Raw genomic sequence first — 24,659 nt, 5'->3', positions numbered from 1 at the left:
AGCGCGTAGGGGCCGCTGATGCCCCGCCCCCAAGATCGCAGCCGCCCCAAGCCCCCTCGCGCCGACGACGTCCCAGGCTTTCCCGCCCGCCGTGCAGCGCTCAAGCTGCTGGACGCGGTGTTGCGACGGGGCGATCCGCTGGAACTGGCGCTGCATGGCGCGGCGCAGGGATTGCCGCCGGCCGATCGCGCACTGGTCCATGCCATCGCCGCCGAAGTGCTGCGCCATCTGCCCGATCTCGACGCGATGATCGACGGCGCGACGAAACAGGTGCTGCCCGACGATGCCAAGGCGCGGATGGTGCTGCGCATCGCGCTCGCCCAGACATTGGCGCTCGACACCCCGCCCCATGCCGCGATCGCCACCGCCCTGCCGCTGGTCGATGGCGGCCCGCGCAAGCTGGTCCATGGCGTGTTCGGCACGGTGACGCGCGGCGAACCCAGCCTGCCCGTGCCCCCGACCTTGCCGGCGCAGGTCGCGGAACGCTGGACCGGCCAGTGGGGCGATGCGATGCCGCAGGCCGCCGCCCATGCCTATGGCGTGCGACCGCCGGTCGATGTCAGCCTGCGCGAGGCCAGTGAGACAGCGACTTGGACAGCGCAATTGGGTGGCACATCCTTCGCGCCCGGCCATGTCCGCCTGCCCGAAGGCACGCATATTCCCGACCTCCCCGGCTTCGCCGAGGGCGCCTGGTGGGTGCAGGATATCGCGGCCTCCTGCGCCGCGCGGCTGCTGGGAGCGGGCGAGGATCGCACCGTGCTGGACCTGTGTGCTGCTCCGGGTGGCAAGACCATGCAGTTGGCGGCGGCCGGATGGCGCGTGACCGCCATCGACCAGTCGAAGAAACGGCTGGAGCGGCTCAGCGAAAATCTGACGCGCACGGGCCTGTCCGCCGAAGTGACGGCAGCCGACCTGCGCCAGTGGCAGCCGGAAGCGCCGGTCGACGCGATCCTGCTCGACGCGCCCTGTACCGCGACCGGCATCTATCGCCGCCATCCCGACGTGCTGCACCGCATCGGCCCGCGCCAGATTGCGGAGCTGGCGGAGTTGCAGGGTGAATTGCTGGCCCGCACCGCCGGCTGGCTGAAGCCGGGCGGGCACATCATCTACGCCACCTGTTCGCTGGAGCGGGCCGAGGGCGAGGAGCAGGTCGAACGCTTTCTGGCCGCCCATCCCGACTTTGCCCTGTTGCCGATCAACCCGGCCGAACTGCCCGAAGGCATGGCGGCGACGGAGCAAGGCTGGCTGCGCACCCTGCCCGACACATTGGCGGCGCAGGGCGGCACCGACGGATTTTTCATCGCGCGGCTTGCCAGACAGGCAAACTAAGCCTTAACCAAGATTAGCCTATGGAAAGGCTCTTGTTTTTAAGGTCCGCCATGCGTCCGATCGAGCCTCTACCCCTGCATCATAGCTGGCCGCTCTACGACCTGCGTGCGCATCTTGCCCCCGTCCTGCTCGATTCCAGCATCGCCCGCAACGATGCGGCGCTGGCCGAACGGGGGCTTGGCCTGTGGCATTGCGACCTGAGCGATAACAGCATCAGCTGGACGGCGGGGGTCTATGATATCTTCGGGCTGGAACGGGACAGCAGAGTCTCCCGCCCGCTCTCCGCCTCCCTCTACGCCCCGGATTCGCGCGAGGCGATGGAGCGGCTGCGCGCCTATGCCATCCGCCACAAGCGCGGCTTCACGCTGGACGTCGATATTCATCAGGCCGACGGCATGGGGGAATGCGCGATGCGCCTGATCGCCGCGCCGGTGCTGAACGAGGTTGACGACGTCATCGGCCTGCATGGCGTCAAGCAGTTGCTGCCCAAAGGCGCGGTCGCTTCCCAGCGCCTCGATCCCACGATTTTCGTCATGCTTTAAAGGGGTTGGAGTCGATTTGAAAAATGCGCGGGAGAGGGCTGGTGCGGCTTCCAAACAACAATCGCGACTCGCCTGAAAATGTCCGTTGCCCTGCGCCCCGGCGGTGATTAAGGCGAACGGTTAATGACCCGTCCTATTCTCATTTCGCCCTCCATCCTGTCCGCCGACTTCGCCCGCCTGGGTGAGGAGGTCCGCGCCATCGACGCCGCTGGCTGCGACTGGGTGCATATCGACGTCATGGACGGGCATTTCGTGCCCAATATCACCATCGGCCCGGCCGTAGTGAAGGCGCTGCGCCCGCACACGCAAAAGACGTTCGACGTCCATCTGATGATCTCTCCGGTGGACCTGTATCTGGACGCCTTTGCCCAGGCTGGCGCCGACATCATCACCGTCCATCCCGAAGCCGGGCCGCACATCCACCGCTCCGTCCAGCATATCAAGTCGCTGGGCGTGAAGGCGGGCGTGGTGCTGAACCCCGGTACGCCGGCCAAGATGCTCGACTATCTGATGGATGATGTCGACCTGATCCTGGTGATGAGCGTCAATCCCGGTTTCGGCGGGCAGAGCTTCATCGAGAACCAGTTGCGCAAGATCGAGGCGATCCGCAAGATGATCGACAAGACCGGTCGCGACATTCACTTGCAGGTCGATGGCGGCATCGATTTCACGACCGCGCCCAAGGCGATCGCGGCCGGCGCCGACGTGCTGGTCGCCGGCACCGCCACCTTCCGCGGCGGGCCTGACGCCTATGCCGACAATATCCGGAAGCTGCGGGGCGGGTGAGCGAACCCCGGCGCATCTCTCCCCGCTCCGCGCTCGACACCGCCCCGCAGGCGGCCGACGACAGCATAGAGCAGGGCAAGCGGCTCATCCGCGTCGCGGATGACAAGGGGCTGTCGCTGGCCCAGAAGATCGCCAATCAATTTTATCTGCTCAGCTGGAAGACGCCGATCCACGGCCGCAAGCTGAAGGGCAAATATCCGCTCAAGCTGCTGGCCGTGCCGGACGACGCCATTCCCGGCGACGGGCGCGCAGGCGCGGCGATGCGGGCGGGCTATTTCCTGTTTCGGGGACAGAAGCTGCCGGTCGAGAAGCTGGACTTTGCCCGGCTGACGGTCGGCCCCGCCTTCGCCGATTATCTGCACAGCTTCCGCTGGCTGCGCGACCTGTCCAGCGCAGCGTCGCGCGAACAGGGGGCGCCGATCGCCGAAACGGTGATGCGCAAATGGCTGGCGACCCATCATGAAACGCCCAGCGAGCCGGCCTGGCGCGCGGACAATGCCGGCTGGCGCCTGCTGTTCTGGACCGCCCATGCGCCGCTGATCCTCTCGTCCAGCGACCTAGTCTATCGCTCGCTCGTCCTCAACTGCATCGCGCGCACCGCCCGGCATCTGGATCGCAGCGCCGACAAGGGGCCGATGGGACTTCCCCGGCTCGTCGCCTGGAGCGGCATCGTCGCAGCGTCTCTGCTGATCCCCGGCGGCAATGCGCGCAAGCTGTTCGGCGAAGCGGGCCTCAAGCGCGCGATCGACAGCGGTTTTCACGCCGATGGCGGCATCGTGTCGCGATCCCCGCTGGCACAGCTGGAAGCGGTGATGCTGCTGTCCATGGTGCAGGCCGTCTATGATGTGCGGCGCGAACCGGCGCCCGCTTGTCTTGGCGAAGGGCTGGCGCGCGCGGTGCCGGCCCTGCTGGGGCTGACCCATGGCGATGGCGGGCTTGGCAGCTGGCAGGGCGCTGGCGCGATCGCGCCGGATGCGGTGGCTGCCGTGGTCGGCGCCAGCCGGGTGCGCGCCCGGCCGCTGCGACAGGCGCGCGACTGGGGCTATCAACGGATCGCCGCCGGCGCGACCGTGGTGCAGATCGACGCCGCCCCGCCGCCGGTCGCGCGGCTGGCCGAGGCCGGCTGCGCATCGACCGGCGCAATCGAGATCAGCGACGGGCCGCTGCGCCTGATCGTCAATTGCGGCGGCGCGGCATTGGAAGGCGCGTGGATTCCCCGCGATCTGGCGCAGGGCCTGCGCACCACGGCGGCGCACAGCACGCTGGTCCTGAACGACAGCAATTCCACCGCTTTGCTGCCCGACGGCACGCTGGGCAAAGGCGTGACCGAGGTGGAGCTGAACCGGCAGGAGCTGGACAATGGCAGCCGGCTGGACCTGTCTCATGACGGCTATGTCCGGCGCATGGGCTATGTGCATCGCCGCCTGCTGCTGATGAGCGGCGACGGCAAGGAAATTCGCGGCGAGGATATGCTGACCCCGGCAGAGCGCCGCCGCAAGCCATCGAAACAGCCGGTGCAGCTGCGCTTCCATCTGGCGCCGGGCGTGGAACCCACCCTGACCGCCGACAATATGGGCGCGCTGCTGCGCATCGACCTCGGCCCACTCTGGCAGTTTCGCGCGGGCGCCGGCGCACTAAGCGTCGAAGACAGCCTGTGGGTCGATGGCGACGGACGCCCGCATCCGACCCGTCAGCTGGTCGTGACCGCCGAAGCGCTGCCCGGCGGATCGAGCATCGGCTGGATCTTCAAGCGGATGAACTGAACGGGCATAGCCATTAGCGGTTGGTATGAACATCGTATATACGATGTCATGACGAAAGGATCTGCCATGGCCAAAGATGCTTTGTTCACGATGAAGTTGGAAGCGGACCTTAGGGACGACTTCATGGCCGAAGCCAGCGCGCTCCATCGCCCGGCATCGCAGGTGCTGCGCGAACTGATGCGCGGTTTCATCCATGAACAACGGGAAAAGCGCAGTTATCAGGCCTTTCTGGAAACCAAGGTCGGCAATGCGCGGGCAGCGATCGCAGCAGGCGACAGCCTGACGGACGAAGAGGTGGAAGCGCAATTCGCGGCACGGCGCGCGGCGGCCACCCGCTCCGAATGAAGGTCCGCTGGTCGGCCCAGGCCCGACACGACCGCGTCGCCATTTGGGACCATATCGCTGCCGACAATAGCGATGCCGCTATCCGGATGGACAAGGCGTTTAGCGACACGGCCCGACGACTGGCCGACTTTCCTTTCATCGGCCACACGGGACTGGTTGCCGGTACGCGCGAAATCAGCCCCCATCGGAACTATCGGCTCGTCTATGAAGTGCGGGATGATATCGTCTGGATTCTGACCATCGTCCACGCCGCACGGCAATGGCCGCCAGAATGACGGGTTCCAGAAAAGCCATCCTTTCCCGTCCGCTATCGCACCCCTGCCCTTCTCATCGGCACAAACATGCCTCGGGGCTGTATTTTTGCCCCATCTGGCACTAAGGGACCGGCGCAAAGCCGTACCGCTCTTTGCCATAGGAAAGCCACAGCCTCATGACTGACGTCACCATCAAGCGCGCCCTATTGTCCGTGTCCGACAAGGCCGGCCTCATCGAACTGGGCGAGGCGCTTGGGCGTCATGGCGTCGAACTGGTGTCGACCGGTGGCACGGCCAAGGCACTGCGCGAAGCCGGCCTGGACGTGAAGGATATTTCCGACCTGACCGGCTTCCCCGAAATGATGGACGGCCGCGTCAAGACGCTGCATCCCAAGGTGCATGGCGGCCTGCTGGCCGTGCGCAACAATGCCGAGCATGTCGCGTCGATGGACGAACATGCCATCGGCGCGATCGACCTGGTAGTCGTCAACCTCTACCCCTTCGCCGCGACGGTCGCCAAGGGTGCGGACCGCGACGAAATTATCGAGAATATCGACATTGGCGGCCCGTCGATGGTCCGCTCTGCCGCCAAGAATCATGAAAGCGTCGCGATCGTCACCGATCCGGCCGACTATGCCCGGCTGATCGAGGAAATGGCGCAGAAGGGCGGCGCAACCAGCTACGACTTCCGCCGCCTGCTCGCGGCCAAGGCCTATGCCGCCACCGCCGCCTATGATTCGATGATCGCCAGCTGGTTCGCCTTCGCCGATCAGGGCACCGCCTTCCCCGAAACGCTGGCCGTCGCGAGCAAGCTGGGTTCGACCCTGCGCTATGGCGAAAATCCGCACCAGTCGGCCGCGCTCTATCTGCCCGTCGGCCCGTCGGCGAAGGGCATCGCCCAGGCCGAGCAGATTCAGGGCAAGGAACTGAGCTACAATAATTATAACGACGCCGACGCCGCGCTGGAGCTGGTCAGCGAATTTCGTGATGGCCCGCCGACCGTGGTGATCGTGAAGCACGCCAACCCCTGCGGCGTGGCCACCGGCGAGACGCTGATCGAAGCCTATGAAGCCGCGCTCGCCTGCGACAGCGTATCGGCATTTGGCGGCATCATCGCCGTCAACCGCCCGCTCGACGGCCCGACCGCCGAAGCGATCAGCGGCATCTTCACCGAAGTCGTCGCCGCGCCCGGCGCCGATGACGAAGCCAAAGCGATCTTTGCCAAGAAGAAGAATCTGCGCCTGCTGCTGACCGGCGACTTGCCCGATCCGGCCCGCCCCGGCCTGCAGATCAAGAGCATCGCGGGCGGCCTGCTGGTCCAGAGCCGCGACAATGGCCAGGTGACGCAGGATGCGCTGAAGGTCGTCACCAAGCGCGCGCCGACTAGCCAAGAATTGAAGGACTGCCTGTTCGCCTGGACCGTGGCCAAGCATGTGAAGTCCAACGCCATCGTCTATGCCAAGGACGGCAGCACGGCCGGCGTGGGCGCGGGCCAGATGAACCGCCTCGAATCCGCACGCATCGCCGCGTGGAAGGCGAAGGACGCCGCCGAAAAGGCCGGCTGGGCGACGCCGCGCACGATCGGATCGGCGGTCGCCTCCGACGCCTTCTTCCCCTTCGCCGACGGCCTGCTGGCCGCGGTGGAAGCCGGCGCGACGGCCGTGATCCAACCGGGCGGCTCGATCCGCGACGACGAAGTGATCGCGGCTGCGGACGACGCCGGCCTCGCCATGGTCTTCACCGGCATGCGCCACTTCCGCCACTAAAAGCTGTTGCGGGTGCGAAGGCAAAGTCTTCGCACCCGCAAAAATCGCGGAAAACCGCCAATTTTTGTGAAGTGGCCTCTTTTCAACCCTGCCGGGCACGCTTATTTATAGGGGCGACCCTACTTCCACGTCAGACGTGGGGCGAACGATAAAAACATGTTCGACAGGAGATATAGGATGACCAGAAAGACGTGGGTGGCGCTGGCCGCCACGATGGCCCTTGCGCTGCCCGGCGTGGCGAGCGCCGGCAGCAACGACATGGATGTGGTGGTGGACGGCCATGCCGGCACCGAAACGCGCAGCATCGCCGTGTCGGTGGCCGACCTCAACCTTGCCAGCACCAACGGCATGCGCCGCGCCGATTCCCGCATTGTCCGCGCGTCCAAGCAGGTATGCGGCTATGTGAACGGATCGGTCCTGCCCGCTACCGACGGCTATCGCGATTGCTATGGCAGCGCGATCGACGGGGCGCGCGCCGATCTGAGCACCCTGGCCCAGCGCCAGAGCTAGAGCGTTTTCTAAACAGGTGGAACCACCTGCTGACTCGGAAAACGCGGCAAACCAAAAACTTGGAGCAGCCGAGCCGATGCAATCGCATCGGCTGCTCCAAATCGCCGAATCATTTCCCCACGAAGGGAAATGGCGAGGGCCGTTCCACAATATTGGAGCGGCCCTTTGTCGTGGGCAGCCCGTCATGCTTACCGCCTATTAACCACTCCTTAGAGGATTTCCTTCAGTCCCGGAGGCACGAAATATCTCTCGGGGAACTGCCTGCCATGCCGCGTACCGATCACAGCGTCGACGTTGCCATCATCGGTGCCGGCCCGGCCGGGCTGACCGCCGCCTATCTGCTGACAAAGCAGGGACTTAACGTCACGGTGATCGAGAAAGACCCGGTCTATGTCGGCGGCATCAGCCGCACGGTTGAACTGGACGGTTTCCGATTCGATATTGGCGGACACCGATTCTTCTCCAAGTCGCAGCAGGTCGTCGATCTGTGGAATGAAATCCTGCCCGACGATTTCATCCAGCGTCCGCGGATGAGCCGCATCTATTATGAGGGCAAATTCTACAGCTATCCGCTTCGCGCGTTCGAAGCGCTGTGGAACCTCGGCATCTGGCGCTCGACGCTCTGCATGGCGAGTTTCGCCAAGGCCCGGCTCTTCCCGAACCGCAACGTCCGCTCCTTTCAGGACTGGACCGTCAACGCGTTCGGCCACAAGCTTTTCTCCATCTTCTTCAAAACCTATACGGAGAAGGTGTGGGGCATGCCCTGCAACGAAATGTCGGCCGACTGGGCGGCGCAGCGGATCAAGGGCCTGTCGCTCTGGGGCGCGGTGGTCGATGGGCTGAAGCGCAGCCTTGGCCTCAACAAGAAGCCCAATGACGGCATGGCGACCAAGACGCTGCTGGAGACGTTCCGCTATCCCCGCCTTGGCCCCGGCATGATGTGGGAAGCCGCGCGCGACAAGGTGGTCGAAGGCGGCAACCAGGTGCTGATGGCGCACAGTTTCAAGCGGCTGGAAGAGGATAAGGCGAACGAGCGCTGGCGCCTGATCGCGACCGGTCCGGATGGCGACGTCACCATCGATGCCGCCCATGTGATTTCGTCGGCGCCGATGCGCGAGCTGGCGGGCCGTATTCACCCCCTGCCCGAGACGCTGCCGCAGGCGATGGAGCTGAAATATCGCGACTTCCTGACCGTGGCGCTGATGGTGAAGGGGGAGGATATCTTCCCCGACAACTGGATCTATATCCACGACAGCAAGGTGCAGGTCGGCCGCATCCAGAATTTCCGCAGCTGGTCGCCCGAAATGGTGCCCGATCCTTCGCTGGCCTGCGTGGGCCTCGAATATTTCTGTTTCGAGGGCGACGGCCTGTGGTCCGCGCCCGACGCCGACCTGATCGCGCTCGCTACCCGCGAAATGGCGCAGCTTGGCCTCTGCAGCCCCGACGATGTCGTGGGCGGCGCAGTGGTGCGTCAGGAAAAGGCCTATCCCGTCTATGACGACGATTATGCCGCCAATGTGCTGGCGATGCGCAGCGAACTGGAAGCCCGTTACCCCACGCTGCATCTGGTCGGCCGCAACGGCATGCACCGCTATAATAATCAGGACCATGCGATGATGACGGCGATGCTGACCGTGCGCAACATCGTCGCGGGCGCGCGCGTCCATGACGTGTGGCAGGTCAATGAAGATGCCGAATATCATGAGGCTGGCGATGAAGGCCAGGACGCCGACGCACAGGCTGCCCTGTCCAGCGTCCGCGCGGTCCCTTCGCGCCTGAAGGCCGCCTGACGCGCATGACAGCGCGGATCGGCGCGCTGCTGGCACGGTTGATGTTCGCCCGCTATCTGCTGGCGAGCATCTGCGCGCTGGGCAGCGATTTCGCCACCTTCCTGATGCTGGACCATGGCGGCGCCGCGCCGATGATGGCCGCGCTGGGCGGCTATCTGGTCGGCCTGATCGTCCATTGGATCATTTCCGTCCGCTTCGTCTTCGACCTGACGGACGGCCCGACGCATGCGCAGCGCATCGGCTTCGTCCTGAGCGCCGGTGTCGGCATGGGCATCACCATGGTGCTGGTCGGCGCGCTGAGCGCCGTCGGCATCCTGCCTGCCATTGCCAAGCTCTTGTCGGTGCCGGTCAGTTTCCTGTCCGTCTATGCGATTCGCAAATATGGCATTTTCGCGCGCGCCTGACGCCCCGCGCGCCACCTTATGGGCGCTGCTGCTATGGCTGCTGTGCAGCATGGCGATGCTCTGGCTGTTTCGGGGCGACCTGCCGACGCTGGGCTTTCGCGATCCTGATGATGCGATGCGGCTGGCGCAGGTGCGCGACTGGATCGGCGGGCAAGCCTTTTGGGATGTCAGCCAGCATCGCGTGAACCCGCCGGTCGGCGGCCCGATGCACTGGTCGCGAATCGTCGACATGCCCATCGCGGCGTTGATGCTGCTGCTCACCCCCATGATCGGCGCGGCCGGCGCGGAACTGGTCGCCTGCGCCACCGTGCCGCTGCTGTTGCTGGGCGGGCTGACTGCCGCCCTGTTCATCGCCGCGCGCCGCGTGGCCGGCAGTGGCATCGCCCTGCTCGGCGTCGCGCTGCTGCTGACCGCGCCCAGCATATTGGTGCAATTCACCCCGTTGCGCATCGACCATCATGGCTGGCAGATCATGCTGGCGGCGCTGGCGCTCTGCGGCGCGATCGATACCCGGCCCCTGCGCGGCGGCATCGTCGCGGGGCTGGCGATCGCCCTCTGGCTCCAGATTTCGAGCGAGGCGCTGCCCTATGGTGCGCTGTTCGGTGCTACTTTCGCCCTGCGCCACTGGCATGCGCGCGATCAGGCGCCGCGCTTCATAGGCTTTGCGCTGACATTGGGCGGGGCCGCGCTCATACTGCTCGCCCTGTTGCGCGGGCCGCAAGCCTTGCTGGCGCGCCAGTGCGATGCCTTGTCCTTCGTCTATCTCTGGCCGCTGGTCGCGCTGGCGCTGGCGACGGCGATCGCGGCCCGGCTGATCGGCACCGCAACCGCCCGATCCCGCTTCCTGATCGCCGCGATCGGCGGCGGGGCAGCCATCGCCACCTTCCTCGTCACCGGCGGGCCATGCCTGTCGGGCGATCCCTTCGCCGCGCTGGGCCCGGTGGCCTACCGGCTCTGGTATCTGCAAGTCATGGAAGGCCGGCCGATCTGGGAACAGAGCCTGTCGATGCAGGGCGTTATCCTGCTGCCCCCGCTGCTGGGCCTTGGCGCCAGCCTGATGGCCGCGCGGCACACCCATGGCGAAGCGCGGATGCGCTGGCTGACGCTGCTGATGCTGCTGGCCGGCGCGACCCTTGTGTCGTTGCTGGTGATGCGGGCGCTGTCGGTCGCCCATGTCTTTGCCCTGCCCGGTATCGCCTGGCTGTTGCTGCGCCTGTTCGACAAGGCGCAGGCATCCCTCATGGCGCTGGTGCGGGTGCTGGGGTCGGTCGCGCTGGTATTGCTGACGCCTGCCGGCCTGTGCGCCGCCTGGGTGGCCATCGCCGCCAAACCGGAGCCTGCCAAGGCCGTCAGCGCCAATTGCCGCGCAGCCTCCGTGCTGGCCCCGCTCAAGGCGCTTCCCACAAGCACCCTGTTCGCGCCGCTCGACCTTGGCCCCGACATTCTCGTCCAGACGCACCACAGCGTCATCGGCACCGCCCATCATCGCAACGCGGCCGGCATCACCGCCGTGATCGAAGGTTTCGTCGATGTGCCCGATCAAGCGCGCATCGTGATCGGCCGAACCCGCGCCCGCTACATCCTGACCTGCGACGGCCTGACCGAATATCGGCTTTACGGACAGGAAAATGCCAAGGGGCTGGCAGCGCTGCTCGCCAGGGGCAGGATTCCCGCCTGGCTGGAACCGATACCCACCAAGGCGCCATTGCGCCTCTATCGGATCAAAGCGGACTTCAAAATGCGCTAAGGATCAACGGGTCGCCGGCCTGAACAGCCGCTTCCACCAGCTGCCGCCCGACTGCATCACATGCCGGCGGAACAACAGCACGCCCACCCGGATGATCAGCGCCACGAAGCTCACCTGCCAGACCAGAGCGACCAGATGCGGCCAGACCGCCCCGTCCTGCGCCGCCCGCGCGATCATGGCGAAGGGCGAACTGAACGGGAAGATGCAGGCCGCGACCTCCGCCGGCGACCCCATATGATCGACCGCATAGCTGGCGAAGAAGAAGATCAGCATCTGCGCCATGGTGATCGGCATGTTCAATGTCTGCACCTCACGCACCGTCGCCGCCTGCGCCCCGATGCCCAGGAAGAGCGAGCCGAGCAGCGTATAGGCCATCGCGAAATAGAGCACCGCCAGCAGCAGGAAGAGCGGCCAGCCCACCGCCGGCGCCGGCAACGGCCCGCCCCCGCCATGCAGGCCCAGGAAGATGGCGAAGGCCGTGCCGCCCCAAAAGGCGATGCCCACGAAACTCATCGCCAGCATCGCCATCAATTTGCCGAGGAAGATCGCGTCGATCGGCACGGCGGCGGCCAATATCTCGATGATCTTGTTGGTCTTTTCCTCGACCAGATTGGACAGGATCATGCCCGCGAGCAATATGGTGAGGAAGAACATCACCACCTGCGCCACCCGGCCGATCAGCAAGCGCGCCTGCGCCTGCGCGCCCAGGCTGGTCGTCACTTCCTGCCGTTCGACGGTCACGAATTTCAGCGTGCGTTCCGTCAGGGCCGCCGTGGACAGAAGGCTGATATCGCCCTGCAACTTGTCCAGATCCTCCGCCTTGCCGGTCAGCACCGGGCGATTGAGCGAACCGGACAGGATCGCCACCACCTCCGAATCCGGCCGGGCCAGCTGGATGCGCGGCGCGGGTGCGGACGGCACCGTGCGCAGGCGGGGCAAGGACTGGTCGCCCATCCGCTGCGCCAGCCGATCATGCGCCCGCTCCAGCGCGCCCGCGTCCGCCGCCGACATGGCGACACCCACGATCGGGCGCAGATCGGTGCTGCTGATCTTGTCGCCCAGCCCGCCAAAGGCAAAGCCGATCAGGATCGGCAGCATCGGCCCGAGCAGGAACAGGATGAAGGTCCGCGACAACACGACGGCGGTAAAATCCCGCCGGGCGATGACGAAGGCGGCGCGCCACAACTGCATCATGGCTGCACCTCCTGCGTCCCGTCACCCTGCATCTGTCGCGCCGCCGCTTCGCCTGCGATCGCGACGAAGGCGTCGTGCAGGCCCGGCCGCTCGATCGACAGGCTTTCGATTCCCGCCTGCCCGTCGATCAGCGCGCGCAACAAGGGTTCGATCCCTTCGTCGGGCAGGGCGAAATGCCATGTCCCCTCCTCCGCCATCGTGTCGGCCGGCAAAGCGCGGCGCCAGGCGCCATCGCTCGTCCGCGTGCGCAGCCGCACCTGCGACCGCAGCCGGTCGCGCGCGTCGCCCGGCGTCCCTTCGAACCGGATGCGCCCGCCCGCGACGATGGCGATCCGCTCGCACAGCCGATCGGCATGGGCGATGACATGGGTGGAAAAGAGGATGGTGACGCCATCGCGCGCCTGCTGCCGAATCAGCGCCTCCAATTTCTCCTGATTGATCGCGTCGAGACCGGAAAAAGGCTCGTCCAGTACGATCAGCCGGGGACCATGGACGATGGTGCCGAACAGCTGCACCGTCTGGGCCATGCCCTTCGACAATTGGCGGATCGGCTTGTCCATAGCCGCGCCCATGCCATGCGCGTCCAGCATCGCCTTCGCCCGCTTGCGTCCCTCGGCCAGCGGCAGACCACGCAGCGCGCCCATGAAGGCGACCGCTTCATAGGCCTTCATCGAGGGGTAGAGGCCGCGCTCTTCGGGCAGATAGCCGACCTGGCTCGCCATGCGCAGCGGCTGCGCCTCGCCCAGCAGGGTGCGATGCCCTTCATCCGGGTCGATGATGCCCAGCAGCGTGCGCAGCAGCGTCGTCTTGCCCGCGCCATTGGGGCCGAGCACGCCATAGATGGTGCCCGCCGGCACGGCGATGTCGATGCCATCCACCGCACGGAAGCTGCCGAAAGTCTTGACAAGCCCATGCCCCTCTACGGCATAGGCCGGGATGGAGGCGGGGGACGAGGCCGTTATGTCGCCGATCATCCCGCCCTGATAGTCTGGACCCGTGCCCGTGCCTATTAAAACCTTGGCCGAACCCTTGGAACAGCGCCTGAAGGCGGAAGCGGCGCGGCTGGGCTTTGCCGCCTGCCGCATCGCGCCCGCCGATGTCGCGCCCAGGACCGGGGAGCGGCTGCGCCAATGGCTGGACGCGGGCCATCATGGCGACATGCTGTGGATGGAGGATCGGGCCGAGCAGCGGGGGTCGCCCAAGGGGCTGTGGCCCGACGTGCGCAGCGTCATAATGCTCGGCATGAGCTATGCGCCGGGGCGCGATCCGCTGGCGCTGGCCGATGTGCCCGACCGGGCGCGCTTTTCGGTCTATGCGCAGGGCAAGGATTATCATGACGTCGTCAAGAAAGCGCTGAAAGCGCTGGCCCGCTGGCTGGTGGAGCAGCAGGCGGGGAGCCTGAAGGTGTTCGTGGATACGGCGCCGGTGATGGAAAAGCCGCTGGCGCAGGGCGCGGGCCTAGGCTGGCAGGGCAAGCATAGCAATCTGGTCAGCCGCGACCATGGAAGCTGGCTGTTCCTGGGCGCCATCTACACCGAAATGGCGCTGGAACCCGATGGCGGCGAGCGCGACCATTGCGGCAGTTGCAGCGCCTGCATCAACGCCTGCCCCACCGACGCCTTCCCCTCCCCCTATGTCGTCGATGCGCGGCGCTGCATCTCCTACCTCACCATCGAGCATAAGGGGCCGATCCCGGAGGATTTGCGCGCCGGGATCGGCAACCGCGTCTATGGCTGCGACGATTGCCTGTCGGTCTGTCCGTGGAACAAGTTCGCCGACCATGCGGCCGCGAACAAGGCGTTTATCGGCCGCGCCGAACTGGCCGCGCCGGCGATCGGCGACCTGCTCGACCTGGACGACGCGACCTTCCGCGAGATTTTCTCCGGTTCCCCGATCAAGCGCATCGGCCGCAACCGCATGGTCCGCAACGCCGCGATCGCGGCGGGCAATAGCGGTGACACGCGTTTGCTGGCGCGGCTGGAGGCGCTGGTCGCGGACGAAGACCCGGTCGTGGCGGAAGCGGCGACATGGGCGATCGGGAAGCTGACGGGGTAAACGGCGGGGAAAGAGCGGCCGGTATTTCTCCCCTCCCTGCTAAGGGAGGGGCTGGGGGTGGGTACGCCGCGCAGCGGCGCTCTATCGTCTATAGGCAGAAGGCTCGCTTCGCTCACCACCCACCCCAACCCCTCCCTTAAAAGGGAGGGGCTTATAGCTGGTTTCGCCTCGTCCCATCGGTCCAAGCAAAATCCTTCCAATGTAGGATTGGCTCTGATCTATCCTCATGGATGGCCCGGCTTTTCCCCTCCTGCCCACAGCGGCAATCGCAGGCGCAAGCGCGCACGCTTCGCGGAAGCCTTGGAGAGGCGTTGGTAAAGCCTTGGGAACGCCTCGCGAGCGCGTTGCGAGCGCTTCGGGGCGAAAAGCCGTGTAACGGTGTGAACTTTGCCGCCGCGATTATTTCGCCTGCAACGCCGTGGCGCAGGCGGCCGGATCGACGTCGGTGCCCGTCGGGCTGCGCGCGTCGACATGGGTGACGACCGGTTCCTTGCCGCGCGCAGGCGCGTAGAGATAGGCGTCGAGGATGCAACGGCCGTTGGCGAACTGCAATTTGCGCACCGTCGTCTCGCGAATGTCGAGCCGGGGTTCGCCGAACATCTGGGTCAACCGCCGCGCGTCGGCGCCCATCAGCGGTCCCTGCTTCATGAAGGCGCTGGCCGGGGGGCCGGGCGGCGGCGCGATCGGCCGGGCGGGCGGCACCACCGTCCCGGCGCCGCAGGCGGCCAGCGGCAGGGCCAGCAGGGACGTCAGGCCCGAACGGAGGGTCTTCATGATGTCTTCGTCTTTCGGCCCAGCAGCATGTGGACCGCCATAGCCGCGCTGAAGATCGGCGCAAGCAGGTTGGCGACCGGCACCAGGAACAGAAGCGCCGAAACGAGGCCCATGAGCCACCGGCTGCTGCGACTGAGCGGCGGGAGGGTCGGATGACGCGGCTCCACCATGTCGGCCATGTCGCGGCCGAGCAGATAGGCGTTGAGCGCCAGAAACAGCCCGATCGTTCCCACCCCCGTCACCAGCAACAGGATATAGGCGGGCAGCGCGAGCAGGTTCCAGCCGACCGTCCGGGCGACCGATCGACAGGCGAAGCGCAGGCTGCGCGCCCAGCCGACCGGACGCGCGGTGACATGGGGATAATCGTCGCGCTCCACCGCCTCGATAATATCGTCGGCGAACAGGCCCATCACCGCCATCGCGGTGGCGCGGAACAGCAGCCAGCCGGACGCGACCATCAGCAGGGCTGTCGCCGTCGCCTCGCCCCAATTGCCCCAGCTGCCGCCTCCCCAGCCGAAATGCAGGCGCAGCGCGTGGAAGCCAAACCAGAAAGCGGCCGCCAGCCCGGCGAAAAGCAGCAGGGTCAGTATGATCGTCTTGATCAACAGGCGCAGCGCTGCGCCGTGAAAGATGGAGGGAAAGGCGCGCAGGGCAGCGGTCAGGACCATCGCCCAGCTATCCTACCGCCCGGCCATCAGGTCAATCACCGGCGTTGCAGGGGAAAGTTGCATGGGGCCGGCCGGACCGGTAAAGGCCGTGAAATTTTATTTCTTCCATCAGACTAAGGATAGTGCGTGACCGCTTCTGCCCCCACTTTGGATGTCGTCGCGATCGGCAACGCCATCGTCGACGTGATCGCCCGCAGCGACGACGCCTTTCTGGCGCAGCATGCCCTGACCAAGGGCGGCATGCAGCTGATCGACGCCGACATGGCAGAGACGCTCTATGCCGATATGGGCCAGGCCAAGGAAATCAGCGGCGGATCGGCCGCCAACACGCTGGCCGGCCTGGCGGCGCTGGGCAAGAAGTGCGGTTTCATCGGTCAGGTCAATGACGACCAGCTGGGCGCGGTCTTCGCGCATGACGTCCATGCGCTGGGCATCCGGTTCGACACGCCCGCGGTACAGGGCGACATTCCGACCGCCCGCTGCCTGATCCTGGTGACGCCGGACGCGCAGCGGACCATGAACACCTTCCTGGGAGCCTCGCAATTCCTGCCCGAAGCGGCGCTGGACCTGGACATGATCCGCTCGGCCGGCATCCTGTATCTGGAAGGCTATTTGTGGGATCCGGCCCAGCCGCGCGTGGCGATGCGCGCCGCGATCGAGGCCGCGCATGACGCCGGCCGCAAGGTCGCCTTCACCCTGTCCGACAATTTCGTGATCGACCGCCATCGCGCCGACTTCATCGACCTGATCGAACAGGGGCTGATCGACATCCTCTTTTCGAATGAGGGCGAGATCCAGTCGTTGGCGCAGGTCGACGATTTCGATGCCGCGCTGGCGCGCTTCGCCGACAAGGTGCCGGTGCTGGTGTCGACCCGCAGCGAAAAGGGCGCGGTCGCCATCGTCGACGGCGTACGCCATGAAGCGCCAGCCGCCCCCGTCGCGCAGATCATCGACACGACCGGCGCGGGCGATCTGTTCGCCGCCGGCTTCCTGGCCGCGCATATCGACGGGCGCAGCGTAGAAGATGCGCTGGCGCTGGGCGCCGCCGCCGCCGCCGAAGTCATCTCCCACTGGGGAGCGCGCCCCGAGGAAGATCTGGGCGTGATCCGCGACAAGCTGTTCGCCTGACCTGACCGAAAAAGGCCCGCCTCTCCATCGAGAGGCGGGCCTTTTTTTTATGCGGGCTTCTGCTTGCGGAACAGGGCGCGGTCGTCGGAGCCGAAGCCCCAGCGCCAGATGACGAGGCCGTAGGCGCCCAATATCGCCCAGACGCCCACCGCCAGTTCGACCCATTCGAAACGGGCCGGCAGAGCGACGAAGCCCGCCCCGACGATACAGGCCACACCCGCCGCGCTCAGCAGCGGCCAGCGCCAGGCGTTGATCGGCGCGTCGAGCAGGCTGGAAAGCAGCCGCGCCTTGACGAAGGCGCTCACGCCCAGCGCCAGACAAAGTGCCAGCGCCGGCGCGGCGGCAATCCACATGACTTCCATGCCCAGCGCCCGCGCCGCGAAGATCAGGGCGAAGCTGAAGGCCGCCTGCAACCCGATCATGAAGAGGGAGATCATGAGATTGCGATGGCGGGCGATATAGACCAGCGCCGATTCGCTGACGACTGCGGTGGCCGCGACCACTTCGGCCAGCAGCAGGAAGGCGAGCGCGCCGGTGCCGCCCACGAAATGCGGACCGACCAGCCCCATCACCGCTTCGCCCGGAATGCCGAGCGCCAGGGCGATGCCCGCCTGCGCCGCGATGATCCAGAAGCCGACCTGGCTGACCTGCTTGGCGATGGCGGCCAAGTTGTTTTCCGCCAGGTTGCGGGTGATGACCGGGCCGAGAATCGGGTCGAAGCTGGTCTTCAATTTCTGCGGCAGCGACGCGACCTGCTGCGCGACATAATAGATGCCGATCACCGCCGGGCTGACGAACAGGCCCAATATCGCCATGTCGAGCCGGCGCGATCCCCATTCGACCCCGTCCGCCGCCGCCAACGGCAGGTTGCGACGGGCGAGGCGCCAGAGCCGGCCCGGATCGGGACGCCAGCCGGTGGGCCGGCCATAATGGCGGATCATCGGGATGATGGACGCGACGAAAGCCGCGATCATCGACACGGCATAGGAAAGGATGAGGCCGTCGCGGGTCGAGTAGAAAGCGAAGGCGAAGGCGCCGATGCTGATCGTCCAGGGTTCGATGATGGACCGCGCCCGGACGGTCGCGCCGACATCGAAGCGATAGGCGCAAGCGGCCAGCGCCACGTCCGATCCCGCCACGCCGATCACCACCAGCGCCAGCAACCGGTCGAGGCCGTTGATGCTGCTGTTGGGAAACATCGCCTGCGGAAAGGCGATGAGGATCGCCGAACCCAGCAAGGCCGCGAGCAGGGTCACGACCATCGCGTCGGTCACGACATGATTATGCGGCCGTTCCGTCTGCGACAATGCGCCGGCCAGGCCGCGCTTCAGGCCCAGCGTCGCGATCTGGGCGACGAATTCCACCACCAGCACGGCATAGGCGAAGCGGCCCAGCGCTTCGGCGCCATACCAGCGCCCCGCGATGAACAAAAATGGCAGGCGCGCGGCCAGCCGCAGCAGGAAACCGAAGATATTGGTCCGCCCGCCCTTGGCCAGAGCGGCGATATCATCCTGATCCTTGGATGGAGACGCCTCTGTCGCCAACGAACTGTGAACCCCTTGTGTCATTCTCTGTTGCTATATCTGTTCGTTGTAGGCGCAATGCAGCGGCAGCGCGACGGGTTATTCAGGGCGCAGCGGCCGGGCGAGCAGCGCGTCGATGACCTGCGCCAGCGGCGCGGCCTCCGTCAGCAGGGCGCAGACCGCCTCCACCACCGGCATTTCGACGCCAGCGGCGCGGGCGGCATCGCGCAGGACGGGCGCGGTATGCGCCCCTTCCGCCACGGTGCGACGGTTGGACAGGAGGTCGGCGGCGCTGCCGCCTTCACCCAGCCCTTTGCCGAGGGAAAAGTTGCGCGAATTGGTGGAGGAACAGGTGAGGACGAGGTCGCCCAGACCCGACAGTCCGCCCAGCGTTTCCGCCCGCGCGCCGCGCGCCAGGCCAAAGCGGGTCATTTCGGCAAAGCCTCGGCTGATCAGCGCAGCGCGGGCGTTGAGGCCCAGGCCCGCCCCCTCCGCAACACCGCAGGCGATGGCCAGCACATTCTTGACCGCGCCGCCAATCTCCGCGCCGATGACGTCGTCCGACAGATAGGGGCGGAAGGCGGGCCGGGCGATCCGGGCGGCCAGGCGCTGACCCAGTTCGCGGTCTTCGCAGGCCAGGGTGATAGCGGTCGGCAGGCCCTTCGCCACTTCATGGGCGAAGGTGGGGCCGGACAGGACGGCGATGGGCGAGGTCGGCTGCGCCTCTTGCGCGACCTGCGACATGAGCAGGCTGGTGCCGGCCTCTATCCCCTTGGAACACAGGACGAGCGGGACGCCTGCCGGCGCCTGCGCGACGACGCTGCGCAGATGTTGGGCGGGGCTGACCACCAGCAGCAGGTCGCAATCCGACAGATCGGCCATGCTGCCCGTCGCCGCGATCGAAGGCGAGAGCGGAATATTGGCGAGATAGAGCGGATTTTCATGGGTGCGATTGATCGCATCCACGACATCGGGCTCCAGCGCCCACAGGGCGACCGGCTGGCCGTCGCTGGCCAGCAATTGCGCCAGCGCCGTGCCCCAGGCACCTGCCCCTATGACTCCAGCCTTCATGCCTTCACTCCTGCTCCACGCGCCTTTTCCGCCGCCGGGTCGAGCGGCCAGCGCGGCCGGGCGGGTACGGTCAGATCATCGACAAGGCCGACCGCATAGCGCTCCGCCCCGGCCCAGGCGATCATCGCCGCATTGTCGGTACATAGCCATAGCGGCGGCGCGACGAAGGGCAGGTCATGCGTTGCGGCCAGCTGTTCGAGCGCGGTGCGGATCGGTTGATTGGCGGCCACGCCGCCCGCCACGACGAGCGCAGTGACGCCCTCGCTTGTCGCCAGCGCACGGCGGGTGCGGTCGATCAGGCAGTCGATCACCGCCTGCTGGAACGATGCGGCGATGTCTTCGGTCGCATATTGGCCGGACTGGACCGCGCGCATCACCGCGCTTTTGAGGCCGGCGAAGGAGAAATGCGGTTCGGCCGTGCCGACCAGCGGGCGCGGCAGCGGCACCGCCTTGGGATTGCCCTGCGCCGCCGCCTTTTCCACCTGCGGACCGCCGGGATAGCCAAGGCCGAGCAGCTTGGCCGTCTTGTCGAAGGCTTCGCCCGCCGCATCGTCGATCGTGGTGGCCAGCCGCGCATAATCGCCCGGCCCCTTCACATTGAGCAACTGGCAATGGCCGCCCGATACGAGCAGCAACAGATAGGGGAATTGCAGCGTCGGATCGGCCAGGCGCGGCGAAAGCGCATGCCCTTCCAGATGATTGACCGCGACCAGCGGCTTGCCGGCCGCATGGGCGAGCGCCTTGCCGGTGACGAGGCCGACCATCACGCCGCCGATCAGCCCAGGGCCAGCAGTCGCCGCGATCACGTCCACGTCCGCCAGCGTCATCTTTGCGTCGGCAAGCGCCGCCTCGATCAACGGGCTGAGCGCTTCCACATGAGCGCGGGCGGCGATTTCGGGGACGACGCCGCCATAGGGGCGGTGCGCTTCCTCCTGCGTGGCGAGGCGATGCGCCAGGATTCGGCCATCGGCCGTCACAAGCGCCGCCGCGGTTTCGTCGCAGCTCGATTCCAGGCCGAGGATGATGGTCATTGTCGCTTCCATCTAATGCCCACGGCCATTAGAGCAAGCCGCATATGCTTTTCACTGATCGACCGTTGCGCCTCGGCACCAGAGGATCGCCCCTGGCACTGGCCCAGGCCCATATGACCGCCCGCGCCCTTTGCGCCGTCCATGGCTGGGCGGAGGATGCCGTACAGATCATTACCGTCCAGACCAGTGGCGACCGGATACAGGACCGGGCGCTGGCCGATATCGGCGGCAAGGCGCTGTGGACCAAGGAACTGGACCGGGCGCTGGTTGCCGGCGAGATCGATTTTGCAGTCCATAGCATGAAGGATGTGGAGACGCTGCGCCCGGACGCCTTCCGTATCGCCGCCATGCTGCCGCGCGCCGATGTGCGCGACCGGCTGGTCGGGGTGGAAAGTTTCGACGCGCTGCCTGCCAATCCGCTGGTAGGGACGAGTTCGCCGCGCCGCGCCGCGCAGGTGAAGCGGTTGCGGCCCGATGCGACCATCACCCTATTTCGCGGCAATGTCGCGACCAGGCTGGCCAAGCTGGCGACGGGCGAGGTGCATGCGACTTTGCTGGCGGCGGCGGGGCTGGACCGGCTGGACCAGAGCGATGTCGGCGTGACGATTCCGATCGACCTGATGCTGCCTGCGCCGTCGCAAGGCGCAGTGGGGATCGAGACGCTGGCCGCCAACGATGCCGTGGTAGCGGCGCTGGCGGCGATCAATGATCGCGACACGTTCGATGCGGTGATGGCCGAACGCGGCGTGCTGAAGGGGCTGGGCGGCACCTGCCATTCGCCGATCGCGGCACTGGCGCGGGTGGAAGCTGACGGCCTGTATCTGATCGCCGAGATCATCAGCCCGGATGGGCAGGAAACGGTGCGTGAGGAAGCGCGGCTGCTGCGTGGCGACGAGCCGGCGGCCGAAGCGATCGGCTTTGGGCTGCTGGAGCGGGCCAGCCCGGCGCTGCGCGCGCTGTTCGAGGGGTGAGGCGCGTCCTGATCCTGCGCCCCGAACCGGCGGCGGGCAGGACGGCGGCCAAGGCGGCGGCGCTGGGCCTGGATGCGCGGGTGCATCCGCTGTTCGCGCCCCAGCCGATCGACTGGGCGCCGCCGGTGCCGGAGGATTTCGACGCGCTGCTGCTGACCAGCGCCAATGGCGTGACGTTCGCCGGGCCGGCGCTGCTGCATTATCGCGGCCTGCCAACCTATGCGGTGGGTGCCACCACGGCGCAGGCACTCACCGAGGCCGGCTTTCCTACGGTCATTGCCGGCGATAGCGACGGCAGCGCGATCGCGGCGCGGATCGCGGGCGACGGACATGGTCGGGTGCTGCATCTGGCCGGCACGACGGTCGCGCCGATGGAGATAGGGCCGCTCGAACTGACGCGGATCGCGGTGTACGGCATGACCGCCCTGCCGCCCGATCCGGCGCTGATCGCCGACGCGGTGCCGGGGTCGATCCTGATGGTCCATTCGCCGCGCGCCGCCGTGCGGCTGGCCGAACAGATCGGGCGGGAAGGGCGGAAAAGCCTGCATATCGTGGCGATCAGCGCGACGACATTGGCCGCGTGCGGCCCTGGCTGGGCCACCGGGCAGGCCCCTGCCCTGCCGCGCGATGACGAGATGCTGGCCCTCGCCCTTCGATTGTGCGAATGACGGGGCAATGACAGACGAAAGGGTCCGCATGAACGACGAGGATGGGGTCGGCACGATCGGCGCCGGACCGCCGCCCGCGCGTCGGCGCAGCCTGTTGCCACTGCTGATCCTGACCCTGCTGGCCTTTGCGCTGGGCGTCGTGCTGACCGTCTGGGCCTGGCCGCAGATCCAGCGCCGCTGGGGCGACCAACAGCCTCAGCCGGCCACGCCTGCGCCGGTGCAGGGCCTGATCGGGGCAGGCAATCCGGCCGTGGCCGCCCGCCCCCTGACCACCGATGCCGCGCAGATGCTGGACGGGCGCGTCATCCAGCTGGAGGAACGGCTGAACCGTATTACCGTCGAAGCGCAGGCCGCGTCGGGCAATGCCGCGCGGGCCGAAGGGCTGCTTGTCGCCTTCGCCGCGCGCCGTGCGCTCGATAACGGGACGCCGCTCGGCTATATCGAGGGGCAGTTGCGGCTGCGCTTCGGCCAGGCCCAGCCGCGCGCCGTCGCCGCCATCATCAACGCCGCGCGCGAGCCGATCACGCTCGCCGATTTGCGCGGCGGGCTGATGGACGTGTCCACCCAGTTGACGACGCCCCCGGCCGATGCCGGATGGTGGGACGCGCTGGAGCATGAGGCGCGCGAGCTGATCACCATCCGCAAGGCATCCACCCCCTCCCCCCGGCCGCAGGTGGCGATGGACCGGGCGCTGCGCTATATCGACGGCGGCCGGGTCAGTGCCGCGCTGGCCGAAGTGGAGCGGATGCCGGGCCGGGCCGTGGCGGACCGATGGATGCAATATACCCGCCGCTATCTGGAAGCGCGGCGCGCGCTGGACCTGATCGAGACGGCGGCGATCCTGGAACCGCGGGAATTGCGCGGGACCGAGGGTGCGGCGGTAAATCAGACGTCGCCTCTCCCCCCTTAATTTCCTGTCACAAACGACGAACCGTTGATCGCATGAGGCGAAACCCATAGACGCGTCCTGCGTTGTCACGATAATGTCATCGTTTCCCGCCGCGAAACCTGCGGCGGGGTTCAGGGATCATCATCGTCGTGCCGCCTTACGCTCAAGCTGTCAGCAGTTTCTGGAAAGATCGCCTCGCGCCCGGACCGCGCGCGGCGCAGCTTCCGCCTGTGCAGCAATTGCTGGGCAATCTGAGCGTGCCATTCGACCTGAAACGGACGCGGGCGCAGGCTGCCCTGCTGGCCGGGCAAATGCAGGGCGATGGACGTAACATATTGTTGATCCCCGGCCTGATGGCGTCGGAACAGCGTATGGGCTGGCTGCGCGATATTTTGAACGCGGCCGGCTATGCCGCGCATGACTGGGGCATGGGCCGCAATTTCGGACCGAAGCCTGATAGCCTGGACAAGATCGACCGGCGCGTGGACGCGATCCGCAAGCAGACCGGCGCGCCGGTGACGCTGGTGGGCTGGAGCCTGGGCGGGCTTTACGCGCGCGAATATGCCAAGTTCGCCGCGCTCAAGGTCGGTGGCGTGGTGACGATGGGCACGCCCTTTTCCGGCGATCCGCGCGCCAATCATGCCTGGCGGCTGTATCAGCTGGTATCGGGTTCGCCGGTTGATCGCCCGCCCTTCCCCTGCACCCGCGAAGCCAAGCCGCCGGTCCCGACCGTGGCCCTGTGGTCGAAGCGGGACGGCGTGATACTGCCGGAATGTTCGCGCGGCCGGGCGGGCGAGCGCGACAAGGCGATCGAGGTGGATTGCACCCATATGGGCTTTGCCGCGTCGCCCGAAGGCATTGCGGCCGTGGGCAAAGCGCTGGACGCGCTGGGGGCCTGAAAAGGTCACGGATTCGACCGACAGGGTCATTGCACCAAAGTTCACACCGTCGATGCGGGCGTGTTTTTGCGCCTTCGAGCCGGAATCGCGACGACCGTGCGCCGCCGACGCGCCGGGGCTGCGCCTGTTGGGTCATGGGGACGCGACGGCCACGCGGCGGGGACGCGCCGGATAGGTCACAGGTGCGTTCCTGTTGTTGGGTTGCATGCGGGGACGGGCGGCGGTGATAGGCAGACTGGTCCATCCTTCAGGACAGATCAGGCGGAATCCTATTTTGGAAGGGAAATAGGAGGGGCGAGGCTTTCTCAACCGCGATTGGTGCGGAAGGGGGAGGATAGTTGGGGAATGGCTGAATTGGGTGGGAAGCAGACGGCCCGGTTTCGCGCTGGAAGCGCCTATATTTGTTCGCGCGGAGGCGCAGAGACGCGGAGGAGTCATGCCCAGTCTCCGCGTCTCTGCGCCTCCGCGTGAACATTTTGGCCTGCGGCGCCGCGTCAGCGAATGTCCGCTTTTGCTCGTTGATGCCATAGCTTCATTTGTCACGCCGGGCCT

At 66.7% G+C, this 24,659-nt stretch carries 24 protein-coding genes; 17 read left to right on the top strand and 7 right to left on the bottom strand.

What is annotated here, in order from left to right; translation table 11 throughout:
- The first annotated feature begins 18 nt into the window (after window positions 1-18).
- From F4U94_RS08660 to F4U94_RS08610, 11 genes are all read left to right on the top strand, one after another.
- Window positions 19-1,329, top strand: a complete 1,311-nt coding sequence (locus F4U94_RS08660; protein ID WP_120251241.1) for an RsmB/NOP family class I SAM-dependent RNA methyltransferase — start codon at window positions 19-21, stop codon at window positions 1,327-1,329.
- Window positions 1,330-1,379: 50 nt separating this feature from the next.
- A complete protein-coding gene (locus F4U94_RS08655) occupies window positions 1,380-1,871 on the top strand; it encodes a diguanylate cyclase family protein (RefSeq protein ID WP_120251242.1) in 492 nt (163 codons plus the stop codon).
- Between the two features lie 123 nt (window positions 1,872-1,994).
- The gene (rpe, locus tag F4U94_RS08650) at window positions 1,995-2,657 is read left to right on the top strand and encodes a ribulose-phosphate 3-epimerase (RefSeq protein WP_120251243.1); all 663 of its coding nucleotides are present in this window, start codon (window positions 1,995-1,997) and stop codon (window positions 2,655-2,657) included.
- On the top strand, window positions 2,654-4,420 hold the full coding sequence (locus tag F4U94_RS08645; RefSeq protein WP_120251244.1) for a heparinase II/III family protein: 1,767 nt from the start codon (window positions 2,654-2,656) through the stop codon (window positions 4,418-4,420). The genes rpe and F4U94_RS08645 overlap by 4 nt, the downstream gene beginning before the upstream one ends.
- A gap of 66 nt (window positions 4,421-4,486) precedes the next feature.
- Window positions 4,487-4,765: an antitoxin of toxin-antitoxin stability system gene (locus tag F4U94_RS08640; RefSeq protein WP_120251245.1), complete on the top strand. Its 279-nt coding sequence runs from the start codon at window positions 4,487-4,489 to the stop codon at window positions 4,763-4,765.
- Window positions 4,762-5,040, top strand: a complete 279-nt coding sequence (locus F4U94_RS08635; protein WP_120251246.1) for a type II toxin-antitoxin system RelE/ParE family toxin — start codon at window positions 4,762-4,764, stop codon at window positions 5,038-5,040. The genes F4U94_RS08640 and F4U94_RS08635 overlap by 4 nt, the downstream gene beginning before the upstream one ends.
- 155 nt (window positions 5,041-5,195) lie before the next feature.
- The gene (gene purH, locus F4U94_RS08630) at window positions 5,196-6,785 is read left to right on the top strand and encodes a bifunctional phosphoribosylaminoimidazolecarboxamide formyltransferase/IMP cyclohydrolase (RefSeq protein ID WP_120251247.1); all 1,590 of its coding nucleotides are present in this window, start codon (window positions 5,196-5,198) and stop codon (window positions 6,783-6,785) included.
- Window positions 6,786-6,962: 177 nt separating this feature from the next.
- Window positions 6,963-7,295 (top strand): UrcA family protein, encoded by a 333-nt coding sequence (locus F4U94_RS08625; protein WP_120251248.1) that lies wholly within the window; start codon window positions 6,963-6,965, stop codon window positions 7,293-7,295.
- A 266-nt stretch (window positions 7,296-7,561) separates the two neighbouring features.
- A complete protein-coding gene (locus F4U94_RS08620) occupies window positions 7,562-9,085 on the top strand; it encodes an NAD(P)/FAD-dependent oxidoreductase (RefSeq protein ID WP_120251249.1) in 1,524 nt (507 codons plus the stop codon).
- Window positions 9,086-9,090: 5 nt separating this feature from the next.
- The gene (locus F4U94_RS08615) at window positions 9,091-9,489 is read left to right on the top strand and encodes a GtrA family protein (RefSeq protein WP_120251250.1); all 399 of its coding nucleotides are present in this window, start codon (window positions 9,091-9,093) and stop codon (window positions 9,487-9,489) included.
- The gene (locus F4U94_RS08610) at window positions 9,467-11,236 is read left to right on the top strand and encodes a hypothetical protein (RefSeq protein ID WP_120251251.1); all 1,770 of its coding nucleotides are present in this window, start codon (window positions 9,467-9,469) and stop codon (window positions 11,234-11,236) included. The genes F4U94_RS08615 and F4U94_RS08610 overlap by 23 nt, the downstream gene beginning before the upstream one ends.
- A 3-nt stretch (window positions 11,237-11,239) precedes the next feature.
- Here the strand turns inward: F4U94_RS08610 and F4U94_RS08605 are convergent, their stop codons facing one another.
- A complete protein-coding gene (locus F4U94_RS08605; protein WP_120251252.1) occupies window positions 11,240-12,430 on the bottom strand; it encodes an ABC transporter permease in 1,191 nt (396 codons plus the stop codon).
- Window positions 12,427-13,404: an ABC transporter ATP-binding protein gene (locus F4U94_RS08600; RefSeq protein WP_120251253.1), complete on the bottom strand. Its 978-nt coding sequence runs from the start codon at window positions 13,402-13,404 to the stop codon at window positions 12,427-12,429. Before F4U94_RS08600 ends, F4U94_RS08605 begins: the two co-directional genes overlap by 4 nt.
- Before the next feature lie 55 nt (window positions 13,405-13,459).
- Here F4U94_RS08600 and queG point away from each other — a divergent pair, with 55 nt between their 5' ends.
- Complete coding sequence (queG, locus tag F4U94_RS08595; protein ID WP_120252230.1) at window positions 13,460-14,485, top strand: tRNA epoxyqueuosine(34) reductase QueG; 1,026 nt, start codon at window positions 13,460-13,462, stop codon at window positions 14,483-14,485.
- A gap of 399 nt (window positions 14,486-14,884) precedes the next feature.
- On the opposite strand, the gene F4U94_RS08590 is transcribed toward queG, so the two are convergent.
- Together F4U94_RS08590 and F4U94_RS08585 are read right to left on the bottom strand one after the other, a co-directional pair.
- The gene (locus F4U94_RS08590; RefSeq protein ID WP_120251254.1) at window positions 14,885-15,259 is read right to left on the bottom strand and encodes a hypothetical protein; all 375 of its coding nucleotides are present in this window, start codon (window positions 15,257-15,259) and stop codon (window positions 14,885-14,887) included.
- On the bottom strand, window positions 15,256-15,927 hold the full coding sequence (locus tag F4U94_RS08585) for an EI24 domain-containing protein (RefSeq protein ID WP_120251255.1): 672 nt from the start codon (window positions 15,925-15,927) through the stop codon (window positions 15,256-15,258). The genes F4U94_RS08590 and F4U94_RS08585 overlap by 4 nt, the downstream gene beginning before the upstream one ends.
- A gap of 126 nt (window positions 15,928-16,053) precedes the next feature.
- On the opposite strand from F4U94_RS08585, the gene F4U94_RS08580 reads away from it, so the two are divergent.
- Entirely contained in the window at window positions 16,054-17,055 is a 1,002-nt protein-coding gene (locus tag F4U94_RS08580) for an adenosine kinase (RefSeq protein ID WP_120251256.1), read from the top strand.
- 47 nt (window positions 17,056-17,102) lie between these two features.
- Here the strand turns inward: F4U94_RS08580 and F4U94_RS08575 are convergent, their stop codons facing one another.
- The 3 genes from F4U94_RS08575 to tsaD are packed head-to-tail and all read right to left on the bottom strand — an operon-like array spanning window position 17,103 to window position 20,680.
- On the bottom strand, window positions 17,103-18,623 hold the full coding sequence (locus tag F4U94_RS08575) for a lipopolysaccharide biosynthesis protein (RefSeq protein WP_120251257.1): 1,521 nt from the start codon (window positions 18,621-18,623) through the stop codon (window positions 17,103-17,105).
- Between the two features lie 54 nt (window positions 18,624-18,677).
- The gene (locus tag F4U94_RS08570) at window positions 18,678-19,649 is read right to left on the bottom strand and encodes an NAD(P)H-dependent glycerol-3-phosphate dehydrogenase (protein ID WP_120251258.1); all 972 of its coding nucleotides are present in this window, start codon (window positions 19,647-19,649) and stop codon (window positions 18,678-18,680) included.
- Entirely contained in the window at window positions 19,646-20,680 is a 1,035-nt protein-coding gene (gene tsaD / locus F4U94_RS08565) for a tRNA (adenosine(37)-N6)-threonylcarbamoyltransferase complex transferase subunit TsaD (RefSeq protein WP_120252231.1), read from the bottom strand. Before tsaD ends, F4U94_RS08570 begins: the two co-directional genes overlap by 4 nt.
- 44 nt (window positions 20,681-20,724) lie before the next feature.
- Between tsaD and hemC the strand changes: the two genes are divergently transcribed.
- From hemC to F4U94_RS08545, 4 genes are all read left to right on the top strand, one after another.
- On the top strand, window positions 20,725-21,651 hold the full coding sequence (gene hemC / locus F4U94_RS08560) for a hydroxymethylbilane synthase (protein ID WP_120251259.1): 927 nt from the start codon (window positions 20,725-20,727) through the stop codon (window positions 21,649-21,651).
- Entirely contained in the window at window positions 21,648-22,319 is a 672-nt protein-coding gene (locus F4U94_RS08555) for a uroporphyrinogen-III synthase (protein WP_120251260.1), read from the top strand. The genes hemC and F4U94_RS08555 overlap by 4 nt, the downstream gene beginning before the upstream one ends.
- A gap of 7 nt (window positions 22,320-22,326) precedes the next feature.
- On the top strand, window positions 22,327-23,229 hold the full coding sequence (locus tag F4U94_RS08550) for a hypothetical protein (protein ID WP_232015754.1): 903 nt from the start codon (window positions 22,327-22,329) through the stop codon (window positions 23,227-23,229).
- Between the two features lie 128 nt (window positions 23,230-23,357).
- Window positions 23,358-24,107 carry an esterase/lipase family protein gene (locus F4U94_RS08545; protein WP_150411890.1) on the top strand — a complete coding sequence of 250 codons (750 nt, stop codon included), beginning with the start codon at window positions 23,358-23,360 and terminating at the stop codon, window positions 24,105-24,107.
- Window positions 24,108-24,659: the final 552 nt, after the last annotated feature.

Source organism: Sphingobium limneticum (genome assembly GCF_008710155.1).
In the GTDB taxonomy this organism is placed as follows: domain Bacteria; phylum Pseudomonadota; class Alphaproteobacteria; order Sphingomonadales; family Sphingomonadaceae; genus Sphingobium; species Sphingobium limneticum.
The sequence above is the reverse complement of the archived record's forward strand: the minus strand, read 5'-3'. Positions and strand labels throughout refer to the sequence as shown.